Below are 23,130 nucleotides of genomic sequence, written 5' to 3'. Positions count from 1 at the left end.
AAAATTAGTATGAAAATAGACAAAGTACTTATCCTGGGATCAGGTGCATTAAAAATAGGAGAAGCTGGTGAATTTGATTATTCTGGAACACAAGCATTAAAAGCCCTTAAAGAGGAAGGGATTTATACTATATTGATTAATCCAAATATTGCCACAATTCAAACTTCGAAAGAAGTTGCTGATAAAGTTTATTTTCTTCCTTTGACTTTATTTTTTATTAAAGGTGTTATAGATAAGGAAAAACCAAAAGGAATTCTATTGTCTTTTGGTGGGCAAACTGCATTAAATTGTGGAATTCAGCTCTTTCAAGAAGGAATTATAGAGAAATATAAAATTCAAGTCTTAGGAACTCCTATTGAGTCTATTATTCACAGTGAAGATAGGAACTTGTTTCGAAATAGGTTGACTCATATTAATATAAAAACAGCAAGGAGTTTTGTGGCTCATTCTATGGATGATGCTATTTCTTATTCTTTAGAAATAGGGTTCCCTATTATTATTAGATCTGCTTATACACTTGGTGGGTTGGGAAGTGGGGTCGCGAAAAATATTAATGATTTAAAAAAAATAGTAAGTAAGGCTTTTTCCTATTCTTCTCAAATTGTTGTAGAAGAATATTTAAAAGGGTGGAAAGAGGTTGAATATGAAATAGTTAGAGACAGGTTTGATAATTGTATTGCTGTATGTAATATGGAAAATTTTGATCCTATAGGAATTCATACAGGAGAAAGTATTGTAGTAGCACCGTCTCAAACTCTAACAAATTCTGAATATTATAATTTAAGAAAATTATCTATATATATTGCCAGAAATTTTAATATAATTGGAGAATGCAACGTTCAATTTGCATTAGATCCTAATTCAGAAGACTATCGTGTTATAGAAGTTAATGCACGTCTTTCTCGTTCAAGTGCTCTTGCATCTAAAGCAACTGGTTATCCTTTAGCTTTTGTGGCGGCAAAATTGTCTGTAGGATACGGTTTGCATGAATTGAAGAATTCTGTGACTAAAAATACTTCTGCTTTTTTTGAACCAGCATTGGATTATGTAGTATGCAAAATTCCGAGGTGGGATCTCAAAAAATTTTATGGAGTTTCTAATAGAATTGGAAGTAGCATGAAAAGTGTGGGAGAAGTAATGGCTATTGGAGGTTCTTTTGAAGAAGCTTTACAAAAAGGTCTTCGAATGTTAGATACCGGGATGCAAGGATTTATCAATATTCATAAAAAAAAACTAGGATCTAATCGTCTACTGAAAGAATCACTTAAAAAACCTACAGATCAAAGGATTTTCTTTTTAGAAGAAGCTTTAGAAGAAGGACTATCTATGAAAGAGATACATGATTTAACCAAAATTGATCCATGGTTTTTATATCAACTTGATAATATTTTTCAAACAAAAAAAAAGATAGATTATTTTGATAATTGGAGAGATATTCCGGACGAATTGTTACGGGAAGCAAAGAAAAAAGGTTTTTCGGATATGCAAATAGCTAGTATTTTTTTTGTTAAAAAAAATAATCAATGTAAATATCATAGTATTTATCATTTAGAAAAAGAAATAAGAGAATATAGAAAAGAAAAAAATATAATTCCATATGTGAGACAGATTGATACTTTAGCTTCTGAATATCCGTCATACACAAATTATTTATATTTGACCTATCATGCCATTCAACATGATATCATTTATGAAAAAGATGGAAAATCTGTTATAACATTAGGATCTGGTGTTTATAGAATTGGAAGTAGTGTAGAATTTGATTGGTGTTGTGTCAATGCATTAAATACTGTTAATAAAGAATCTTACAGATCAATAATGATTAATTATAATCCTGAAACAATGAGTACTGATTTTGATGTATGTGATAGATTATATTTCGAAGAACTTACTTTAGAACGTGTCTTGGATATTATTGAACTGGAAAATCCGAAAGGAACAATTGTTTCCATGGGAGGACAAATTCCTAATAATTTGGTTTTAAAACTTTATGAAAGAAAAGTAAAAATTTTAGGGACCTCCCCTATTTCTATAGACAAAGTAGAAAATAGATATAAATTTTCCAATGCTATGGATTATTTAAAAATCGGACAGCCTAGATGGAAAGAATTATCCGATTTTGATACCATTTATCAATTTGTAAAAGAAGTAGATTTTCCCATATTAGTCAGACCTTCGTATGTTCTTTCGGGAGCAGATATGAATGTTCTTTCTAATCAAGAGGAATTACAAAATTATCTTAATGAAAAGGGATCTATATCTCCTGAATATCCATTAATTATTACAGAATTTATTAGAAATGCAAAAGAGATTGAATTAGATGCTGTTTCTCAAAATGGAGAAATTTTGTATTATGCTATATCAGAACACGTAGAATTTGCAGGAGTCCATTCAGGAGATGCTACTTTAGTATACCCTCCACATAATCTCTATTTGTCAACATTAAAAGAAATAATTAATATTTCTAAGAAAATTTCCAAATATTTTAATATATCTGGTCCTTTCAATATTCAATTTTTATCTAAAGATAATGAAATCAAAGTAATTGAATGTAATTTGAGAGCATCTCGTAGTTTTCCTTTCGTATCAAAAGTTTCTCATTTTAATATGATTGAATTAGCTACTCAAGTTATTCTTGGAAAGAAGAAAAATAAAATAGAACCTAATTTTTTTATTACAAATTTTTTAGGAGTAAAAGCTTCTCAATTTTCTTTCTCTCGTTTGCAAGATGCAGATCCTATTTTGGGTGTGGATATGGCTTCCACAGGAGAAGTGGGGTGTTTAGGAAATACTTTTGATGAAGCACTTTTAAAATCCATGCTTTCTGTTGGTTATAGCATTCCAAAAAAAAATATATTAATATCTGGAGGTCCTATTGAATCTAAATTGGATCTTTTAGAAGTAGTCAAACTATTGCATAAAAAAGGATATATATTATTTGCGACAGAGGGAACCAATAACTTTTTATCCAATAATGGAATTCCATCTATCAGAGTTTATTGGCCTAATGTCAAAAAATATTCAAATGTTATTGAATTGATAAAAAATAGAAAATTGGATCTTATTATTAATATTCCAAAAAATCTAAGTAAATCAGAATTGGATAATGATTATGCTATAAGACGTTATTCCGTTGATTTTAATATACCTCTGCTCACCAATGCCCGTCTAGCAAAAGCTTTTATACAAGCATTTTGTAATTTATCTATGGACCAATTGTTTATAAAAGCTTGGGATGAATATAAATGAAAAAGTTTATGAAAAAATTTTTTAGCGTAGAAGATGTTATTAACGTATATGATCTAATTAAAGAAGCTCTTTTTTTAAAGAAAAATCCATATGAATTTAAACATATTGGAAAAAATAAAACAATTGGATTGGTTTTTTTTAATCCTAGTTTACGGACAAGAATTAGTTGTCAAAAAGCAGCTTTTAACTTAGGATGCAATACTTGGATATTAGATGTTCATAAGGATTCTTGGAAAATTGAAATGAATGATGGAACTGTAATGAAAATGACACAAGAACATCTTAAAGAAGCTGTTTCTGTCATGAGCATATATTGTGATATTCTTGCTGTCAGAACTTTTCCTAGTTTATCAGATAGAGATTATGATTACAAAGAAATAATTTTTAATAAAATATTAAAATATTCTAGAGTCCCAGTCGTTAACATGGAAAGTGCAACTTTGCATCCTTTACAGTCTTTAGCAGACGTAATGACTATTGCCGAATTTACATCTTTTTTTAAAAAAAGATGTAAAGTAGTGTTAAGTTGGGCTCCTCATATTAAACCATTGCCTCATTCAGTGGCAAATTCTTTTTCTCAATGGATATCAAAAATAGATAAAATAGATTTCACTATTGCGTGTCCAGAAAAATACGATCTTCATAAGATATTTTCTAATGGAGTTTTTACCACACATCATCAAGATGTGGCTTTTATAAATGCAGATTTTATTTATGCAAAAAATTGGAGTAGTTATTTAGATTATGGAAAAATGCTCTGTAAAAATTCTGACTGGATGATCACTGTAAATAAAATGAAACTTACCAATGAAGCTAAATTTATGCATTGTTTACCTGTCAGGAGAAATGTTGTGGTTGAAGATTCTGTTTTAGATGGAAAACATTCCATTGTATTGCAACAAGCAGAAAATAGAATTTTTGCTTCACAAATAATTTTTTTAAAAATTCTACAATCTTTATCATGAAAATTCATATAGTTAAAATTGGAGGTCATTTAATTAATGACCAAAAGGATCTTAATTTTTCTTTGAAATCTTTTTGTCAACTACAAGGATATAAAGTGTTGATTCATGGAGGAGGAAAAAAAGCCGATTTTATTTCAAATAAAATGGGAATTTTACAAAAAATTATACAAGGGAGAAGAATAACAGATAAAGAAACTCTGGATATAGTTGTTATGACTTATGCAGGAATGATCAATAAAAATATTGTAGCTCTATTACAATCTCATTACTGTAATGCTTTTGGGTTATGTGGAGCAGATGGAAATTGCATTAAATCATATTTACGAAAAAAAACAAATATTGATTATGGATATGTGGGGGATATAAATAGCAAAAGTGTTAATACACGTTTAATAAAATTTTTATTGAAAAATAATATCATTCCTGTATTATGTTCTATAACTCATGACGGAATGGGAAATCTACTAAACACAAATGCAGATACAATAGCTTCTTATATTGCTATATCCTTAGCAAAGGAAAAAAATTGTGAAACGGAATTACATTTTTGTTTTGAAAAAAAAGGAGTATTACGAAATATACAGGATTCTGAATCTTTTTTTCAAAAAATAAATTTTAATTCATTTCAAAAAATGAAAGAAAATCATACCATAACAAATGGAATGATCCCTAAATTGGAAAATGCTTTTTTTGCATTAAAAAATGGAGTATCTCAGGTCAGTATAGGCCTCCCTAATTATTTAAATGATGTTAATAATAAGACTATTATATGTCCGTAGTCAATTTGCAAGTTTTAAAGAAAGAAGCGATAGAGCTTCTTATACAACTTATAAACACTCCTTCTATATCCAAACAAGAAAACAAGGTATCTTTTCTTATAGAAGATTATCTTCAGAAGTATGGATTTCATGTTAAAAGAAAATATAACAATATATGGACTGAAAATACGAACTATTTAAAAAAAGAAAATAGAAGAACTATACTATTAAATTCTCATCATGATACGGTTCACCCAGGAAAAATTTGGAAAACGGATCCTTTTTCTGCTATCAGAAAAGAAGATAAACTTATAGGGTTAGGCAGTAATGATGCTGGAGCTTCCGTTGTTTCGTTAATATCCACTTTTATATATTTAAGTAATTTATCTGAATTACCTTACAAATTAATTCTTTCAATTACTGCGGAAGAAGAAATATCTGGCCCCTTAGGCGTAAGAGCTATTTTACCTGAATTGGGATGTATAGACTTAGGAATTGTTGGAGAACCAACGCAGATGCAAGTAGCTATTGCTGAAAAAGGATTAATGGTATTGGATTTTATGGCTGAAGGAAAGACAGGACATTCTGCAAGAGATATAGGAATAAATGCTATTTATGTCGCGACAAAAGACATAGAAAATTTAAGAAATTTGTCTTTTTATAGAAAATCGGAATTACTAGGTTTCACTACCTTAAATGTGACTCAAATCCAAGGAGGAATACAACATAATGTGATACCTGATTTTTGTTATTTTGTAGTAGATATTAGGACCAATGAGTTATATAAAAATGAGGAATTAATTGAAATTATACAAAAAAGAATTCACTCTAAAATGAAACCACGTTTTTCTCATTTAAACTCTTCTTTCATAAATCCTATGCATCCCATTGTTTTAAAAGCTCAAAAAATAGGAAGAAAAACTTATGGATCTCCAACTCTTTCAGACCAAAGCATTATGCCTTTTTCTACTATTAAAATGGGAGTAGGAGATAGCGTCCGTTCTCATACGCCTAATGAATACATCTTGATTTCAGAAATCATGGAAGGAATAGATATTTATATCTGTTTGTTAAAAGATTTTCACTTTTGAATTTGAAACAAAAAAGGTAAATTTGTTATGTTCTTTAAATGAAAAAATATGTTACAAGAAATAAACGATGATAACTTTGAAAAGTTAGTTCATGAATCGGATAAACCCGTTTTGGTGGATTTTTGGGCTCCATGGTGTTCTCCATGTCGAGCTTTGTCAGTTTTATTAGAAGATATATTTACTGAATATCATAATAAAGCATTTATTTTTAAGTTAAATGTGGATAATAATCCAAAATATTCTTCTAAATATGGAATACGAAGCATTCCCACCATGATTTTTTTTAAGAACGGAGAAAAAAAAGATATGCATATTGGAATTTCCTCTAAAGAGGATATCAGAAAAAAATTAGATATTTTAATTTAGTTTTTTGGTCTGGTAGTTCAGTTGGTTAGAATACATGCCTGTCACGCATGGGGTCGCGGGTTCAAATCCCGTCCAGACCGCATTTTTATCTTTTTCTTTTATGTTTAAGATATTTTATAAGATCCTCTATGGATATAATTTTTATATGGAATTTTTTGGAAATCTGAATCAATTGTGGGAGACGTGCCATAGATCCATCCTCATTCAGTATTTCCACCAAAACCCCTCCTGGGGTACATCCAGCCATTTTCGTTATATCAATAGCAGCCTCTGTATGTCCAGGTCTTTCTAAGACTCCTCCTTTTTTTGCACGAAGAGGAAATATGTGACCTGGTTTATTAAATGCTTCTGGATTTACTTTGTTTACTAAGGCAAAAATAGTTTTTGCTCTATCTGAAACTGAAATTCCAGTGCTAACGCCATATCCTCGTAAATCTACAGATACTGTGAAAGCCGTTTTTCTAGGATCAGTGTTATTTTTTACCATCATTTGAAGTTCTAATTGATCACATTTATCTTCTGTTAAGGAAACACAAAGGAGCCCTCTACCGTGAGTAATGAGAAAATTGACAATTTGAGGAGTTATTTTTTCAGCGGAAACTATAAAATCTCCTTCATTTTCACGATTTTGATCATCAACCACAATAACTATTTTTCCACTTTGTATATCCTGTATGGCTTCTTCAATACTATCTAAATTTTGATTTGAACCAAAAACCATATCTATTTTTTTTATTGAATATAAAAATCTTTCGTTACCGTTTTATAAGTCATCCATATGCTTATTGGAAAAAAAATAAAATTCGGAATCCATGCTCCTATCCATGGACAAATTTCAGCTTTTTCTACCTTATTTTGTGTGATAGTCAGCAAAGTATAATAAATAATAAATATAGTTAATGCCGCAATGGTAGAATAACCTATTCCTCCTTTTCTAATAATAGCTCCTAAAGGAGCTCCAATCATAAACATTATAATGCATGTTACTGGAAATGTAAATTTTTTTTGTAATTCTAATTGCAGCTTAAATAATTTATAGATATTTTTTTTTTGATATTCAGAATTATTTTTTTCTTTTTTTAATAAGTTAATTTTTTGAATTAAATTTTGGGTATCATAGGAATCATAGTCATCTAAGCTTTTTATTCCTTTATAGTCATAGGAAGGAATTTTAAAGTTTTGAATTAAAGTATCAAATTTTACAATTTGATAAGAGGATTGTTTTTTGGTTTCATTCGGATTTTCGCTATACAAAATTCCATTCATTAATTTTAATTGAATAAATTCAGATTTATTTTCATTTGGAGTTAAAAATCCTTTTTGAGAAAGAATAGTATTTACTAGTAAATTTTTATCATAAAAAAAAATAAATATATTATGCAATTGTTTATTTTTTTTCGATTTTCTGTCTATTTTTATGAAAAAATCTGGTAATAAATTTACAAAAATTCCTTCTTTTAATTTAAAAGAGGGATGAGTTAATAATATTTGATATCCTAATTTTCTAGCTTTAATTTTCGCTTTTGGAATGGCTAAATCTGAGAAAAAATACAATCCAATCGATAAAATGCAGGTTATTCCTAAAATAGGCATCATGATGCGAAAAAGCGATATACCAGAAGATTTTATAGCAGTAAGTTCTTGATTTTCTGAAAAATTACCAAATGTTATTATAGAAGTTAATAATAGTGATATAGGAGTAACTAATGGAATAATAGATATTCCGAAGTAAAATATAAATTTTATTATTATTAAAATATCAATATCTTTCCCAATCAATTCATCTATTTGACTCCAAAAAAATTGAATCATAAAAACAATGAATATTGTAGAAAATATAATTAAAAAAGGAGCTATAAATAAACGAATCATATATAGATCCAGTTTTTTTATTGGATTCATCTCATTGAATATTTGACTTAATCCGGTTCTGGCAATAAGAAGTATTCGTTTTTTTTATCATGATTTCCATAAAAATCAACGATTTTTTGAATATCTGATAATTCTATGAATGGGCATTGTAACCGTATCAACTCATTTCGATTAGAAAATAGAAGATCTCCTTTTCCTATCAATTGTTCAGCTCCTGTACAATCTAATATAGTTCTAGAATCTATTTTAGAACTTACTCGAAATGCAATTCTTGCAGTGAAATTTGATTTAATTAATCCGGTAATTACATCAACTGATGGACGTTGTGTAGCTATAATCAAATGAATGCCTACAGCTCGAGCAAGTTGTGCTAAACGTGTTATATACGTTTCTATTTGTTTTTTTTGATGAAAATAAAAACTTAAGTCGGCGAATTCATCAATTATTAGTATAATATAAGGTAAATGATATTTTTTATTGTATTTGACATTGTATTCTTGAATATTTCTAACTTTAAATTTTTCCAAAATAACATATCTTTTATCCATCTCTTTACATAAAGAATTTAATATGTTTTTTACTTTATGTAAATCTGTGATAATAGGTTCTTCTATAGAATTTGGAAGAGTAGCAAAATAAGATTTTGAAAGATTTTTGTATATAGATAATTCTACTTTTTTTGGATCAATAAAAATAAATTTGATATCTTCTGGATTCTTTTTATATAATAAGAAAATAATCATAACATTTAATCCTACGGATTTTCCTTGTCCAGTTGATCCTGCTATAAGTAAATGAGGCATTTTAGCTAAATCTATAACAAAAATTTTATTAAATACTGTTTTTCCTAAAGAAATAGGGAGCTCCATTTGATGACTTTTTTTGTTACTCTCTTCTGAAAAAAGAATATCTTTCATATAAACAGGATAACGATTTTGATTCGGAATTTCTATTCCAATGGATCCTTTTCCAGGCATGGGGGCTATAATCCTTATAGATATAGCAGATAAATTTAAAGCAATCTCATTTTTTAAATTCTTGATTTTGGAAATCCGTGTTCCTATCTTAGGATAGATTTCATACAATATGATTGTAGGACCTACAATAGTTTTGATTTGACATATTTCTATTTTATAATAGTTAAGCACTTGGACTATTTTTTTTTTATTAGAATCTATTTCTAAATTATTCATTGATATGGAAGAAATATCTTCCTTATAAAGGATAGAATGGAGGTTTTTTTTATATTTTTTACTGCTAAAACTAGACCCATTGTTTTTTTTCAATGGTCTATTGACAATCATTGTATTTAAAATATTACAAAATTTGAATATTGGATTTGTTTTTTCGTAAAAATGGATTTTTTGTCGTACTCCATTTTTTATGTTTAGATCCGTTATACTAAAAATAATGATAGAGTAAAAAATAATACTCGTAAAAAGAAGTATATATGATCCTATTTTTCCAAATAAATGGATAAACAAGTTTCCTATTTCAAATCCAAAAATTCCACTCAATATTCCTTGATCAGGAATAACAATAGAAAAAGTAATTGGAAGCCATATACTGAAAAAGATAAATTTATATATTGTTGATTTATAAAAATTATTCAATAGTTTTCTTCTTACAAAAAGAATTTTTAATCCTGTTAAAAACAATGATATCGGAATAAAGAAAGCGCTCACTCCTATTCCACAGTGAATGAAGTAGTGAGAGACAAAAGCCCCCATTATTCCAAGTAGATTTTCCGCTATGATTTTTTTATCGAAAAATTTTTCCAATTGACTTTGATCATTTTTCCAATGAAAAAGGAAAGAAAAAAAACTTAATAATAAAAATAGGCTACTCACCAATAAAAAAAATCCTAAAAAAGTTCTAATAGTTTTATTTTTTTCGTTTTTTCTTTTTTTTTTAGCATTTTCTTTTGAAATATTTTTGTACATTTTTTTTCTAAAAAAGTAGTTTTTTAAAAGAAATTAAATATTTTTTCACTGTAAAATTTATTATATTATAATAAAATAATAAAATTAAAAAAATGAAAAAAACAAAAATAATTTCCTTTATTCTTTTTTTAGGATTTTTTTATACTTTTCATAATTACAGCTACGCTGATGAAGTAACATTTCATCAAAAAAAAAATGAAAATTCTCATTTTAACATGTTTATAGATTTTAGGAGTAGTATTAATTCTACAGTAAGAAAAGAATTGTTTGAGGGGTCTCGTTTTTCTGAAGACTATTTAAATTTAGAAGTTAAAGGAAAGGTAAATGACAAAATCAGTTATCGTTTTTCAAAAAAATTGAATAATATAGAAAATAACAGAACAGTTGATTTAGCTTATTTAAAATATAAGTGGAATGAAAAACTTTACTTTTTGATAGGAAAACAACCAGCTTCTTTTGGAAGCATAGAATATTCTAATAATTTCTATGAATCACCATATCGGTATACGAATGTATATAAAAATAAGGATAATCCTGTTGGATTTAATTTTATTTATCTTCCAATCAAAAATCATGAATTACAATTTCAAATTGTAAATAGCATCACAAATTCAAATAATAATAGGGAAGAAAGTACAGTTCAAAAAGTGAATCATCATCCTATGGGTTATTCTGTGAATTGGATTTGGAGTTTGTTCAATAATCAAATAATACAAAACAGATGGTCCTATTCTATTTTTCAAGAAAATGAAAATAAAAAATTTTGGAAATTGCTAGCTTTAGGGAGTAAATTAGATTTTAAACCTTTTTCTATAGAAGCGGATTATATATTAAGTGATGAAGACATAGAAAGAAACGGAAATGTAACAAAAATCTTACGTTCATGGAATTCTGATTATCATAATGTAGCTTCTGTAAAATATGGAACTTATTTAGTGAAATTGAAATACAATTTTATTCCAAAATGGAATTTGATTGCAAAAGGAGTTTATGAAATGGGAACCTCTAAAAAAGGAGTCAATGATATTTTGGGTGAAAATAAATTGTTCAAAAAAGCATATACTTATTATGGAGGGATAGAATTTCTTCCTATCATCAAAAATGATGATTTAAGTTTTCATTTTTTGTATCAAAATCAAATAGTTAATTACAATTTAGATCAAATTAAAAAAGAAAATAAGAATAATCATTTTATCATTTTAGGATTGAGTTATCGTATTAAAATGATTTGATATCAATAATATAATAAAGATAAGATAATAGTATAAAAATATCGAGATACAGGCTCGATATTTTTTGTTTGATTGATTAATGAAAATATGAAAATAGGACTTTATTTTGGTTCATTTAACCCCATCCATTTAGGACATACAATTATTGCTAATTATATCACAGAATTTTTAGATATAGATCATGTTTGGTTTGTAGTTTCTCCACAAAATCCATTAAAAAAAAAAATCTTTTAGATTATGAACACCGCATAAAAATGGTTCAAATAGCTGTTTTTGATTATGAAAAAATGAGTGTTTTAGATATAGAATCCGGATATTCCCCTTCTTATACAATTCATACATTGTCCAATATAGAGAAAAAATATCCTAAAAATCAATTTTATATTATCTTGGGACAAGATTCTTTTTCTTCTTTAAGAAAATGGAAAAATTATAAAATTATTTTGAATAAATATGATATTTTGGTTTACCCTAGAATTGGTAATTTCTACAATCCTGTTTTTAAACGGAATAATATAATTTTTTTGAAGGCTCCAATTATTGAAATATCTTCTTCTTTTATTCGAAATTCTATTCAAAAAGGAAAAAATATGAAACCTATGCTTCACATAGAAGTTTGGAATTACATGATAAAATATAAATTTTATAGAATCTTACGTTTTATATTTATAATATTGATGAGCTATTTTTAATAATCTTATGAATTCAAGTTCTCCGAATATTTTTTTAATGGAATGCCAATTTGGTTTTTTGACATAAAATTTATTCTCATGAAAAGAAAAAAGGGGAATATTAGTAACAATAGTAATTAATTTCTTGGATAAAAGACCTAAATTTTTGTTTTCTTCAATATTTTTTTGAATCTTTCCATTAAGATGATGAGTAGAATTTAATAGTTTTTCAATGCTCCCATATTTTTGAATAAATTTTTTAGCATTTTTTTCTCCTATTCCTGGTAATCCTGGTATATTATCAGAAGGATCTCCCATCATACTCCATAAATCTATAACTTGTTTTGGATGGGTAACTCCAAATTTTTTTTTTATTTCCTCTATTCCGAATATTTTTTTTGGATTTCCTTTAAAAGGAGGTATATAAACTTTAATGTTTTCTGTGACCAATTGAAAAAAATCTTTGTCCAAAGTAATTATATAAATAATATATCCTTTATTTTCAGCTTTTTTAGCTATTGTTCCGATAAGATCATCGGCCTCATATCCATTTTTTGCATAAAAATAAGAAATTTGAAAGGTTTTTAAAATTTTTCTAATATAAGGAATTGCTATGCAAATAGCTTGAGGAGTTTTCTTTCTATGTTCCTTATACTTATAATATTCTTTTTTTCGAAAAGAAATTTCTTGATTGTCATCAAAAATAATAGCCATATAAGAAGGCTTCTCATCATTTAATGTTTTCATCAAAAGGTATGTGAAATTTATGATAGGCGAAGTGTTGAGTCCTTTGGAAGTAAAAAGTGGCTTATTGATGTAAGCATAATAACTTTGATAAATAAGGGGATATGCGTCTATTAAAAATAATTTTTTATTATTATTCATATTTTATGAAAAATTTATTCTATTATGAAAAAATCAAATAAATATACAGTCACTGCTGCTTTGCCATATGCAAATGGACCAATTCATATAGGTCATTTAGCAGGAGTTTATTTTCCTGCAGATGTTTTTGTTCGTTATCTGAGACGAAAAAAGAAAGATGTTATTTTTATATGTGGATCGGATGAACATGGAGTCCCTATTGCTATGCAAGCTAAAAAAGAAAAGAAAACTCCTCAAGAAATAGTAAATAAGTATCATCATATGATCAAAGATTGTTTTACGAATTTCGGGATACAATTTGATAACTATTCCAGAACTTCTACAGAAATTCATTATGAAATTTCTACTTCTTTTTTTAAAAAACTTCATGAAAAAGAAAAAATTTTTGAAAAAGTATCTGAACAATATTATGATGAAGAAGCTCAACAATTCTTATCGGATAGGTATATTTCCGGGATATGCCCCAATTGTCAAAAAGAGGAAGCTTATGGAGATCAGTGCGAAAATTGTGGCAGTTCGTTAATTCCTGAAGATTTAATACATCCAAAATCTACTATAAGCGGAAGCTTTCCTGTTTTGAAAAAAACTAAACATTGGTATTTTCCTTTGAATAAATATCAAAAATTCTTAGAAAAATGGATTTTAATTAGTCATCGAAAAGATTGGAAAGTGAATGTCTATGGACAAGCAAAATCTTGGTTAGATCAAGGATTAAAACCTCGTGCTATAACAAGAGATTTAAATTGGGGTGTTCCTGTTCCAATTTTGCAAGAAAAGGGGAAGGTTCTGTATGTATGGTTCGAAGCTCCTATAGGATATATTTCTTCTACTATAGAATGGTCTAAACGAAAAAAGATAGATTGGAAACCTTATTGGAAAGATAAAAAAACTAAATTAATTCAATTCATAGGAAAAGATAATATTGTTTTTCATTGCATTATTTTTCCAGTAATCCTTAAAGCATATGATGGTGGATATATACTTCCGGATAAAATATTAGCTAATGAATTTCTCCATTTAGAAAATAAAAAGATATCTACTTCTAAAAATTGGGCAGTATGGGGGCATGAATATCTAGAAGATTTTCCAAATCAACAGGATAACCTTCGTTACATTCTCATTGCTAATATGCCAGAAAAAAAAGACAATAATTTCAACTGGAAAGATTTTCAAATAAAAAATAATACCGAATTGGTTGCTATATTAGGAAATTTTGTAAATAGAAGTCTAACTTTAGTTAAAAAGTACAACGATGGCGTTGTTCCTAATCCAGGTATTTTATCTATAAAGGATAAAAATATTTTAAAAAGAATCAAAAATTATCCAGAACATATAGGTGATTTGATTGAATCCTATAAATTCAGAGAATCCTTGTCATGTTTTATGAATTTAGCTAAACTCGGAAACAAATATTTAACAGAAGAAGAACCTTGGAAAAAAAAAGAAAAAAAACGTGTAAAAACTATTCTTTATGTTTCTTTACAAATTGTTGGAATGTTAGCTCAATTATCAGAACCATTTCTTCCAAATACTGCAAAAAAATTGTTAGAGATGCTTCGTTTGAAAACTTTTTTTTGGAATCAAATCAAAGAAAAAATTTTATGTCCAGGACATTTATTAGGGTCCTCCACATTATTATTTGAAAAAGTCACTAATGAAAGTATTGAAAAACAACTAATAAAATTAAAGAAAATACAAGTTGAACATGAATCCAAAAAAAATTTTTAAAAACTTTTATCTTTTGAAATTAAATTACTTTGATTACTGTAGCGGTAGCGGAGAGAGAGGGATTCGAACCCCCGGAGGCATAACCCTCAACGGTTTTCAAGACCGTCGCAATTAACCACTCTGCCATCTCTCCATTTACATATGTATTTCCACTATGTTTCTCAGAAGATCTTGCATAGTTTCTCTTTTTCTTATAAGAAAATCTTTTCCCTGAAAAATCAAAACTTCAGCAGGTCTATAACGAGAATTATAATTAGAAGACATAGAAAAACAGTAAGCTCCCGCATTTTTCATGCACAAAATATCCCCTTCACGGATTTCTTGAATTTTTCTATTCAAACCAAAAGTATCCGATTCACAAATATATCCAACGACTGTGTAAAAACGAAAACGACCGTTTGGATTAGAAATATTTTCAATACAGTGATAAGCATTATAAAACATAGGACGAAGGAAATGATTAAAACCTGAATCTACTCCAGCAAATACAGTCGAAGTAGTATGTTTTATGACATTTACATTAACTAAAAAATATCCAGATTCACTAACTAAAAATTTACCGGGTTCAAAAATCAAAGCAATTTGACTTCCGTAATCTTTACAAAAATCTTTAAATTTATCCGTGATAAAATCACTTAAATAAGTAAGATCTGTTTTGATATCATTTTTTTTATATGGAACTTTAAAACCACTTCCAAAATCAATATAATCAAGATTTGGAAAATCAATAGCTGTTTGAAACAATATTTTCGCCCCTTCTAAAAAGGATTTTACGTCTAATATATCAGATCCTGTATGCATATGAAATCCTTCTATTTTGAGGCCTGTATTTTTTAATATTCTTTTCATATGAGGAATTTGATAATAAGAAATTCCAAATTTAGAATCAATATGTCCTACTGAAATTTTTGAATTTCCTCCTGCCATAATATGCGGATTGATTCTTATACCTATAGAATAATTTGGATAATATTCTCCAAACTGTTCTAAAATGGATAGATTATCTAGGTTAATTCTAACTCCAAAACCAACGGCTTTCTTGATTTCTTGAATAGAAACACAGTTAGGTGTGAATATAATGCTTTTAGGCGGAAATCCAGCTTTTAATCCTAATTCTACTTCCTGGATAGATACCGTATCTAATCCACTTCCTAATTTTTTTAAAAATTTTAATATATTCAGATTTGTATTAGCTTTACAAGCATAATTAATTATTAAATTATTGATTCCACTGAAAGCATTTTTCATATTGATATATTGTTTCTTGATTTTGCAAGAATCATATATATAAAGTGGAGTTCCGTATTTTTTCGCTAATTGAATTAAGTATTCTTTATGAACTGAGGAACTCATATCTTCTAATTCATTCATCATATTTTTAATCAATCAAAAAAAGATATAGAAATTATGTTTGAATTAATTTCTTTACAATAAAGATAAATGAATCACGTCATTCATATTTCTAACATAATCAAAGGTTAATCCTTTTAAATGTTCTGGTTTAATTTCTTCTACATCTTTTTTATTGTCCTGTGAAAGAATAATTTCTTTAATATTAGCCCGTTTAGCCGCTAGAATTTTTTCTTTAATCCCACCTACAGGAAGGACCTTCCCTCTCAGGGTAATTTCTCCTGTCATAGCCAAATTGGGTCTTAACTTTCTTTTCGTAAAACTTGACACCAAAGAGGTTAACATTGTTATTCCTGCAGATGGACCATCTTTGGGGACAGCTCCTTCAGGAACATGAACATGTACATTTTTTTCTTCAAACATGATAGGATCTATGTTAAATTTTTTATAATTCGCTTTAATATACTGCAAAGCAATCGTTGCAGATTCTTTCATTACTTCTCCTAAATTTCCAGTAATACTTAAATTACCTTTTCCCTTGGATAAACTGGATTCAATATATAAAATATCCCCACCAAAATGAGTCCAAGCTAAACCTGTAACTACACCTGGAACATTATTTTCTTCATAACGATCAGGGTCATTTGGAATTCCGAGAATACTTTCTATTTTTTCAATACTTAAATGTTTCACATATTTTTTGTTCATAGCAATATGCTTGGCTACATAACGAGCTAATTTAGCAATATGTTTTTCCAAAGTTCTCAATCCGGATTCTCTGGTGTAACTTTCAATGACTTTTTCTATTTGTTTCGTTCCAAGTATTAATTCTGATTTTTTTAATCCATTATCTTTTAGTTGTTTAGGAAGTATATGTTTCTTTACAATTTGTGTTTTTTCTTCCACGGTATATCCATTCATTTCTATAACTTCCATTCTATCTATAAGAGCTGGTTGGATATGGGAAAGTGAATTTGCTGTAGCAATAAACAATACTTTTGACAAATCATAACCCATTTCTAAAAAATTGTCGTAAAAAGAAGTATTTTGTTCAGGATCTAAAACTTCTAACATAGCGGAAGAAGGATCTCCATTTGTACCTAAACCCATTTTATCTATTTCGTCTATCACAAAAACAGGATTGGAAGTTCCTACTTTTCGTATAGATTGCAAAAGCCGACCAGGCATGGCTCCTATATAAGTCCTTCTGTGTCCACGAATTTCAGATTCATCATGTAATCCCCCTAAAGAAATACGTACGTATTTTCTTTTCAGAGCAGTGGCTATAGATCTTCCTAAGGAAGTTTTTCCTACCCCAGGTGGTCCGTAAAAGCATAAAATAGGAGAACGCATGTCCCCTCTTAACTTTAAGACAGCTAAATATTCTATAATACGTTCTTTGACTTTTTCCAGTCCATAGTGATCTCTATCTAATATTTTTTGTGCATATTCTAAATCAAAACTATCTTTTGAATATCTACCCCAAGGGAGATCAATCATCAATTCTAGATAGTTTCTCTGCACTGTGTATTCAGGCATTTGAGGATTAATTCTTTGCATTTTTAGCAATTCTCTATCAAACTGTTTTTTTGCTTCTTTTGTCCATTTTTTTCTGGACGCCTTAGCGCGCATTTCATCAATTTCTTTTTCATAAGAGATATCTCCTAATTCTTCTTGTATGGCTTTAATTTGCTGATGCAAAAAATATTCTCTCTGTTGCTGATCCATATCACTACGAACACGAGATTGAATATCATTTTTTAATTTAATTTGTTGATGTTCTACGTTGAGAAAACGCAACGTTTCCATTGCTCTTTTTTTTAAATCATCATATTCTAACAATTTTTGTTTATCTCTGGTAGCTAAATTCATATTAGCTGCTACAAAGTTGATTAAAAAAGAAGGACTTTCTATATTTCTAATGGCAATACTCGCTTCTGATGGAATATTAGGGTTATCCTGAATGATCTTTATGGCAATTTCCTTTATGGATTCTACCAAAGCAAGATATTCTTTATCCTTGCAGGAAGGTTTGTTTTCTTCTAAAGCTATGATTTCTGCTTTAAAATAGGGATCATTTTGAATGAAACGATTGACTTTGAATCTTCTTTTTCCCTGTAAAATAACAGTGGTATTTCCATCAGGCATTTTTAGTAATTTTAAGATTTTAGCAACCGTTCCAATAGAATACAAATCTTTTTCACTGAGATTTTCTATTCCAGAATTTTTTTGTGTTAATACTCCAACTGTTTTATCAAATCCATAAGCATCTTGTAACAATTGAATGGATCCACTTTTTCCTGCTATGATTGGAAAAACAATTCCTGAATATAAAACCATATTTCTGACTGTTAATATACATAATTGTTCAGGAACATCGTCTTTAAGAAGCTGATCCTCTTCATCTTGACTCATTAAGGGTATAAACTCCGCTTCAGACTCGAATCCAGATTCTGTAAATATATTTTTTAGTAACATAAAAAAATAGATTTCTTACTTAAATGATGCATTAATTCTGTGATGCATGAATTCATCATCATCACTTAAGAATTAAATATACTGTTTTCTATATGAAAAACAAAACCATCTATACTGACTATTTTTCTTTTAAAACAATCGTTTAAAATTTGATTTATTTTTCTTTTTTAAGTATATCAATAAAAAGATTTTCTGTTAGAATTTTTATATGATTTTTTTCCATACTTTTTTTGAATTTTGAACCAAAATTTTTTCCAACTACTATGAAATCAATTTTATTATTGACAGTATGATAGACACTTCCACCTAGATTTTCTACCATATTTTTAGCTTGATTTCGGGTCATACAAGATAATTTTCCTGTGAAGACAAAAGATTTTCCTTCGATATAAGAAAATTTTTTACTCATAGAACATTTTGAAAAATTTAATCCATATTTGATTAGCTTTTTAACTACTTTTTGATTTTCAGGAATTGAAAAATAAGTGATTATGCTTTCTGTTATTTTTTTTCCTATTCCTGAAATAGAAATTAAATGATCATAGTTTGTATGCATTAAAGAATTGATATCCAAAAAGTGTTCGGTTAATTTCCTTGAAATATACTCTCCTACATGACGAATCCCTAAGGAATATAATACTTTATAAAAGGGATTAGATTTAGATTTTTCTATGTTTTTTATAATGCTATTTCCCAATTTTTCTTTAATTCCTTCTATTTGAAGGAGTTCTTCTTTTTTTAATTCATATAAATTATAAGAATTATATAATAAACCTTTTTCGTATAGTTTTTTTATCATTTTTTCCCCAATATTTTGAATATCCATAGCCCTTTCGCTTACGAAATGTTTTATTTTTTTTCTTCTTTGAGAAGAACAGTTTTTACTTGTGCAGTAAAATAATTCATTTTTTTTTGTTAAAGTGCTATTGCATGATGGGCATTTATTTAAAAATAATACAGGAAATGCTTTACTAGATCTTTTTTTTATATTGATTTTTGTTACTTTTGGAATAATATTTCCTCCTTTTTCTAATAAAAGTGAATCTCCATAATGAATTCCCATTTTTTGTATAAAACTGTCATTGTAAAGAGCAACTCTTTTGATTCTGGTTCCAGAAATAGAGATGGGAACTACATTTGCTACAGGAGTAATTATCCCAGTACGTCCTACTTGGAACGTAAGGCTTAATAGTTTGGTTTCAGACAATTTTTGTTTGAATTTATAGGCAATAGCCCATCGTGGATATTTATTGGTGAACCCTAAAAAAGATTGTTTTTGATATTCATTTACTTTAATAACGATTCCATCTATTTGGTAGGGGAGTTTCTCTTTCCATAGATTCCAAAAATCTATGAAATGAAATACTTCTTCTATATTTTTACAAAAACGTGCTGTTTCTGGAATTTGAAAACCCCAATTTTTTATGTATTTGAGAGATTCATATTGTGTGTTAAAAGGCAAATTTTTTCCCGCAACATGAAATGCTATACAAAACAAATTTCTTTTACGGACTTCTTTATGATCATGAATTTTTAGTGTTCCACTAGCCGTATTTCTTGGATTTGCATAAGGATTTTGTCCACTTTTTATACGTTTTTTATTAATTTCTATAAAATTTTTTGTAGGAAGAAAAACTTCTCCACGTATTTCAAGATACGCAGGATAATTATATCCTTTTAATTTTAATGGAACGTATTTTATAGTTTTTATATTTTCTGTGACATTTTCTCCTTTTTCTCCATCTCCACGAGTAAGCGCATTTGTTAAAAATCCGTTTTTATAAATTAAATTAATGGATACTCCATCATATTTTAGTTCACAGACAAAGGATAAAGGATGAATTAATTTACTGATTTTTTTTTTCCAAATTATTAATTCTTTTTTAGAATAGGTGTTTTGAAGAGAATACATTTTGTATTTATGATAAAAAATTGTAGAGATAGAGGACGTTTTATGAAACTCTGCTCCTATTTTTATTGTGGGGGAGGTCGGATCATAGAATTCAGGATATTTTTTTTCTAAAAAAGACAATTTTTCTAATTTTTTATCAAAATGATAATCCGAGATTTCGGAAATGTCCATTCTATAATATTTATAATTATATTTTGATAATTCTTTTCTTAGTTTGTGTATTTTTTTTTCTATTATTTTTTTTTGATCCATGTGATTTTAATCTTATTTATTTATCTACGTAATATACTGCACGAATCATTCTGAAAAAACCTTGAAAATCTTTCCTTATTTTTATATTTAAAAATCCTTTTTTTTTCAAAAAATGAATAATATCTAAATAAATAAATTGGTTGATTTCAAAATAAACATAAACAATTCCGGTCAATTTTTTTTTGATCCAAAAGGAAATTTTTTTATAAAAAATCAAAGGGTCTTCATCAGGAACAAATAAAGCTTGAAAAGGTTCGTATTGAATAATATTTGGATGTAATAATTTTCTTTCAGATAGTCTGACATAAGGAGGATTACTCACAATAATGCTAACAGACTTTTTATTCATTTTTGGGATCGAAAAAATAGAATTTTTCAAAAGATCCACTTTTTTAAATGAAATTTTTACATTATGTAATTTTGCATTTTTACGAGCTATATCAAGAGCTTTTTGATCAAAATCTATTGCATGAATATGTCCAATTTCAGGTTTTTTCTTTTTTAAGGTAATACTAATGCATCCACTTCCTGTTCCAATATCAAATATTTTAATGTTGCTTGTATTCTTGTGATCTTTTAGAATCCAGTACACAAGTTCTTCTGTTTCTGGTCTTGGTATGAATACATTTTCATTAACTATGAATTCCATTCCAAAAAAGTAGGCCTTTCCAATTACATATTGAATAGGTCTATTTTTTTTTAATTCCCATAATTTTTTGATTAATTTTTTATAAATCAAAAAATTGATTTTTTTTTTCTGCTTAATTGTAATAAAACAGTTGTTTTATCACATTTAAAAATGTGGGTCATAAGTAAAAAAAATAGACTTTCTATCTCTTTAGGTTCTGTATATAAATTTTGAAGAGTTTTTTGAAATAAACAGTAAAATTTGTCAAAAGATCTCATAAATTGAAGTTAATTGAAATCATGTGAATTAAAAAATTCTTATTTTTATATTCATCTAATCTTTGTCATTATGTTAGAAGATGAAGATACCATTGTTGCTTTAGCAACTCCTATTGGGGCCAGTGCTATCTCTGTTATTCGTCTTTCTGGAAAAACTTCCATATCTACTGTTGAAAATATTTTTCTTCCTATTAAACCTGGAAAAAAACTGAAAAATCAATCTACACATACTATTCATTTAGGGTATCTTATAGAAGAAGATAAGAATTTATTGGATCAAGTATTAATTTCTATTTTTAGATCTCCTTTTTCTTATACAGGAGAAAATATGATAGAGATCTCTTGTCATGGATCTTATTATATTCAACAAAAGATTTTGCAATTGCTAATTAGAAAAGGAATCCGTTTAGCCCGTCCTGGAGAATTTACATTTCGTGCTTTTCTAAATAAAAAAGTGGATTTATCACAAGCAGAAGCTATAGCCGAATTGATTTTATCTGAAAATAAAGCTTATCATGAAATTTCTTTACAACAAATCAAAGGAAAATTATCTAAAACCATTAATAATTTAAGAAAAAAATTGTTGGATTTTGCATCTTTACTAGAACTTGAGTTAGATTTTTCTGAAGAAAATGTGATTTTTGTTAGTAGATCAGAACTTTTTTCATTTTTACAAGAATTAGAAGATACTTTAAAAGATTTAATTGAATCTTTTTCGTTGGGGAATGCCATAAAAAAAGGAGTAGATGTGGTCATTATTGGAGAAACCAATGTCGGAAAATCTACTTTTTTCAATCAGGTGATTCAAGAAAATCGTTCTATTATATCCCATATAGAAGGAACGACTCGAGATTGTGTAGAAGGAGAAATCGTTTTAAATGGAATTCTTTTTCATTTTTTTGATACAGCAGGAATTAGAAAAACCCTAGATCCCATAGAAACTATGGGTGTTGAAAAAACCATGAATAAAATAGAAGAGTCTCAAGTGATATTATATATTTTTGATTCTTCAAAAAGAAAAAAACAGAAAAAAATTATTAGTGATATTCAAAAAATTAAAAAAAAGTATCCATTAAAAGATATTTTTGCAATAGCGAATAAATCAGACTTATCCTATTTTCATGATTTTGATAATATCAAGTCTAAGGTTTCTTATTTTTTTGAAATTTCTTCCAAAAATCGTCACGAAGTAAAAAAAGTCCTAGATACTTTAAATCATTTATTTATTGAAAGATTAAAAGAAAAGAATATAGTTGTTACACAAAGCAGACATTATGAAACTTTGAAACTTTCATTAAGAGAGGTTTTATTAGCCTATGATGCTTTAAAAAAAGGGCTTTCAGAAGATTTAGTTTCTATCTATATTAAAGAAGCATTGCGTTATTTAGGAGAGATAACGGGAGAAGTAACAAGTGAAGATATTCTGAAAAATATTTTCTCAAAATTTTGCATTGGAAAATAAGATTCATTAA

At 27.7% G+C, this 23,130-nt stretch carries 16 protein-coding genes, 2 tRNA genes and 1 pseudogene; 10 read left to right on the top strand and 9 right to left on the bottom strand.

Annotated elements, in window-relative coordinates; translation table 11 throughout:
• Positions 1–9 precede the first annotated feature (9 nt).
• The 6 genes from carB to H0H47_RS01605 all read left to right on the top strand — a co-directional run bounded on the left by carB (position 10) and on the right by H0H47_RS01605 (position 6,509).
• Positions 10–3,249, top strand: coding sequence for a carbamoyl-phosphate synthase (glutamine-hydrolyzing) large subunit (carB, locus tag H0H47_RS01630; protein WP_185865766.1), 3,240 nt, complete (start codon positions 10–12; stop codon positions 3,247–3,249).
• A gap of 8 nt (positions 3,250–3,257) precedes the next feature.
• On the top strand, positions 3,258–4,214 hold the full coding sequence (locus tag H0H47_RS01625; RefSeq protein WP_185865765.1) for an N-acetylornithine carbamoyltransferase: 957 nt from the start codon (positions 3,258–3,260) through the stop codon (positions 4,212–4,214).
• On the top strand, positions 4,211–4,993 hold the full coding sequence (argB, locus tag H0H47_RS01620) for an acetylglutamate kinase (RefSeq protein ID WP_185865764.1): 783 nt from the start codon (positions 4,211–4,213) through the stop codon (positions 4,991–4,993). Before H0H47_RS01625 ends, argB begins: the two co-directional genes overlap by 4 nt.
• Positions 4,984–6,063, top strand: a complete 1,080-nt coding sequence (locus H0H47_RS01615; protein ID WP_185865763.1) for a M20 family metallo-hydrolase — start codon at positions 4,984–4,986, stop codon at positions 6,061–6,063. The genes argB and H0H47_RS01615 overlap by 10 nt, the downstream gene beginning before the upstream one ends.
• A gap of 48 nt (positions 6,064–6,111) precedes the next feature.
• A complete protein-coding gene (gene trxA, locus H0H47_RS01610) occupies positions 6,112–6,429 on the top strand; it encodes a thioredoxin (protein ID WP_185865762.1) in 318 nt (105 codons plus the stop codon).
• A gap of 6 nt (positions 6,430–6,435) precedes the next feature.
• A tRNA-Asp gene (locus H0H47_RS01605) sits at positions 6,436–6,509 on the top strand.
• 5 nt (positions 6,510–6,514) lie between these two features.
• Here H0H47_RS01605 and ribB read toward each other — a convergent pair.
• From ribB to H0H47_RS01590, 3 genes are read right to left on the bottom strand one after another with little or no spacing between them, the layout of a single operon-like run.
• Positions 6,515–7,150: a 3,4-dihydroxy-2-butanone-4-phosphate synthase gene (ribB, locus tag H0H47_RS01600; protein ID WP_185865761.1), complete on the bottom strand. Its 636-nt coding sequence runs from the start codon at positions 7,148–7,150 to the stop codon at positions 6,515–6,517.
• A gap of 11 nt (positions 7,151–7,161) precedes the next feature.
• Complete coding sequence (locus H0H47_RS01595) at positions 7,162–8,331, bottom strand: LptF/LptG family permease (RefSeq protein ID WP_185865760.1); 1,170 nt, start codon at positions 8,329–8,331, stop codon at positions 7,162–7,164.
• A 17-nt stretch (positions 8,332–8,348) separates the two neighbouring features.
• Positions 8,349–10,244: a DNA translocase FtsK 4TM domain-containing protein gene (locus tag H0H47_RS01590; protein WP_185865759.1), complete on the bottom strand. Its 1,896-nt coding sequence runs from the start codon at positions 10,242–10,244 to the stop codon at positions 8,349–8,351.
• A gap of 92 nt (positions 10,245–10,336) precedes the next feature.
• Between H0H47_RS01590 and H0H47_RS01585 the strand changes: the two genes are divergently transcribed.
• Positions 10,337–11,476 (top strand): porin, encoded by a 1,140-nt coding sequence (locus H0H47_RS01585; RefSeq protein WP_185865758.1) that lies wholly within the window; start codon positions 10,337–10,339, stop codon positions 11,474–11,476.
• 87 nt (positions 11,477–11,563) lie between these two features.
• Positions 11,564–12,168 (top strand): annotated as a pseudogene (gene nadD / locus H0H47_RS01580) (nicotinate (nicotinamide) nucleotide adenylyltransferase).
• Here the strand turns inward: nadD and H0H47_RS01575 are convergent.
• Positions 12,130–13,032, bottom strand: coding sequence for a 5'-3' exonuclease (locus H0H47_RS01575; RefSeq protein WP_185865757.1), 903 nt, complete (start codon positions 13,030–13,032; stop codon positions 12,130–12,132). The pseudogene nadD and the gene H0H47_RS01575 overlap by 39 nt on opposite strands.
• Before the next feature lie 24 nt (positions 13,033–13,056).
• Between H0H47_RS01575 and metG the strand changes: the two genes are divergently transcribed.
• Positions 13,057–14,760 (top strand): methionine--tRNA ligase, encoded by a 1,704-nt coding sequence (gene metG / locus H0H47_RS01570; RefSeq protein ID WP_185865756.1) that lies wholly within the window; start codon positions 13,057–13,059, stop codon positions 14,758–14,760.
• 48 nt (positions 14,761–14,808) lie between these two features.
• On the opposite strand, the gene H0H47_RS01565 is transcribed toward metG, so the two are convergent.
• From H0H47_RS01565 to H0H47_RS01545, 5 genes are all read right to left on the bottom strand, one after another.
• A tRNA-Ser gene (locus H0H47_RS01565) sits at positions 14,809–14,893 on the bottom strand.
• A 2-nt stretch (positions 14,894–14,895) separates the two neighbouring features.
• Positions 14,896–16,131: a diaminopimelate decarboxylase gene (gene lysA / locus H0H47_RS01560; RefSeq protein WP_185866305.1), complete on the bottom strand. Its 1,236-nt coding sequence runs from the start codon at positions 16,129–16,131 to the stop codon at positions 14,896–14,898.
• Positions 16,132–16,185: 54 nt separating this feature from the next.
• Entirely contained in the window at positions 16,186–18,588 is a 2,403-nt protein-coding gene (gene lon / locus H0H47_RS01555) for an endopeptidase La (RefSeq protein WP_185865755.1), read from the bottom strand.
• A 154-nt stretch (positions 18,589–18,742) separates the two neighbouring features.
• Complete coding sequence (gene ligA, locus H0H47_RS01550) at positions 18,743–20,752, bottom strand: NAD-dependent DNA ligase LigA (RefSeq protein WP_185865754.1); 2,010 nt, start codon at positions 20,750–20,752, stop codon at positions 18,743–18,745.
• Positions 20,753–20,768: 16 nt separating this feature from the next.
• Positions 20,769–21,491: a N5-glutamine methyltransferase family protein gene (locus tag H0H47_RS01545; RefSeq protein WP_238785074.1), complete on the bottom strand. Its 723-nt coding sequence runs from the start codon at positions 21,489–21,491 to the stop codon at positions 20,769–20,771.
• Between the two features lie 237 nt (positions 21,492–21,728).
• Here H0H47_RS01545 and mnmE point away from each other — a divergent pair, with 237 nt between their 5' ends.
• Entirely contained in the window at positions 21,729–23,120 is a 1,392-nt protein-coding gene (mnmE, locus tag H0H47_RS01540) for a tRNA uridine-5-carboxymethylaminomethyl(34) synthesis GTPase MnmE (RefSeq protein WP_185865753.1), read from the top strand.
• The last annotated feature ends 10 nt before the right edge of the window (positions 23,121–23,130 follow it).

It is taken from the genome of Blattabacterium cuenoti, from assembly GCF_014252075.1.
Taxonomy (GTDB): domain Bacteria; phylum Bacteroidota; class Bacteroidia; order Flavobacteriales; family Blattabacteriaceae; genus Blattabacterium; species Blattabacterium cuenoti_AC.
The sequence above is the reverse complement of the archived record's forward strand: the minus strand, read 5'-3'. Positions and strand labels throughout refer to the sequence as shown.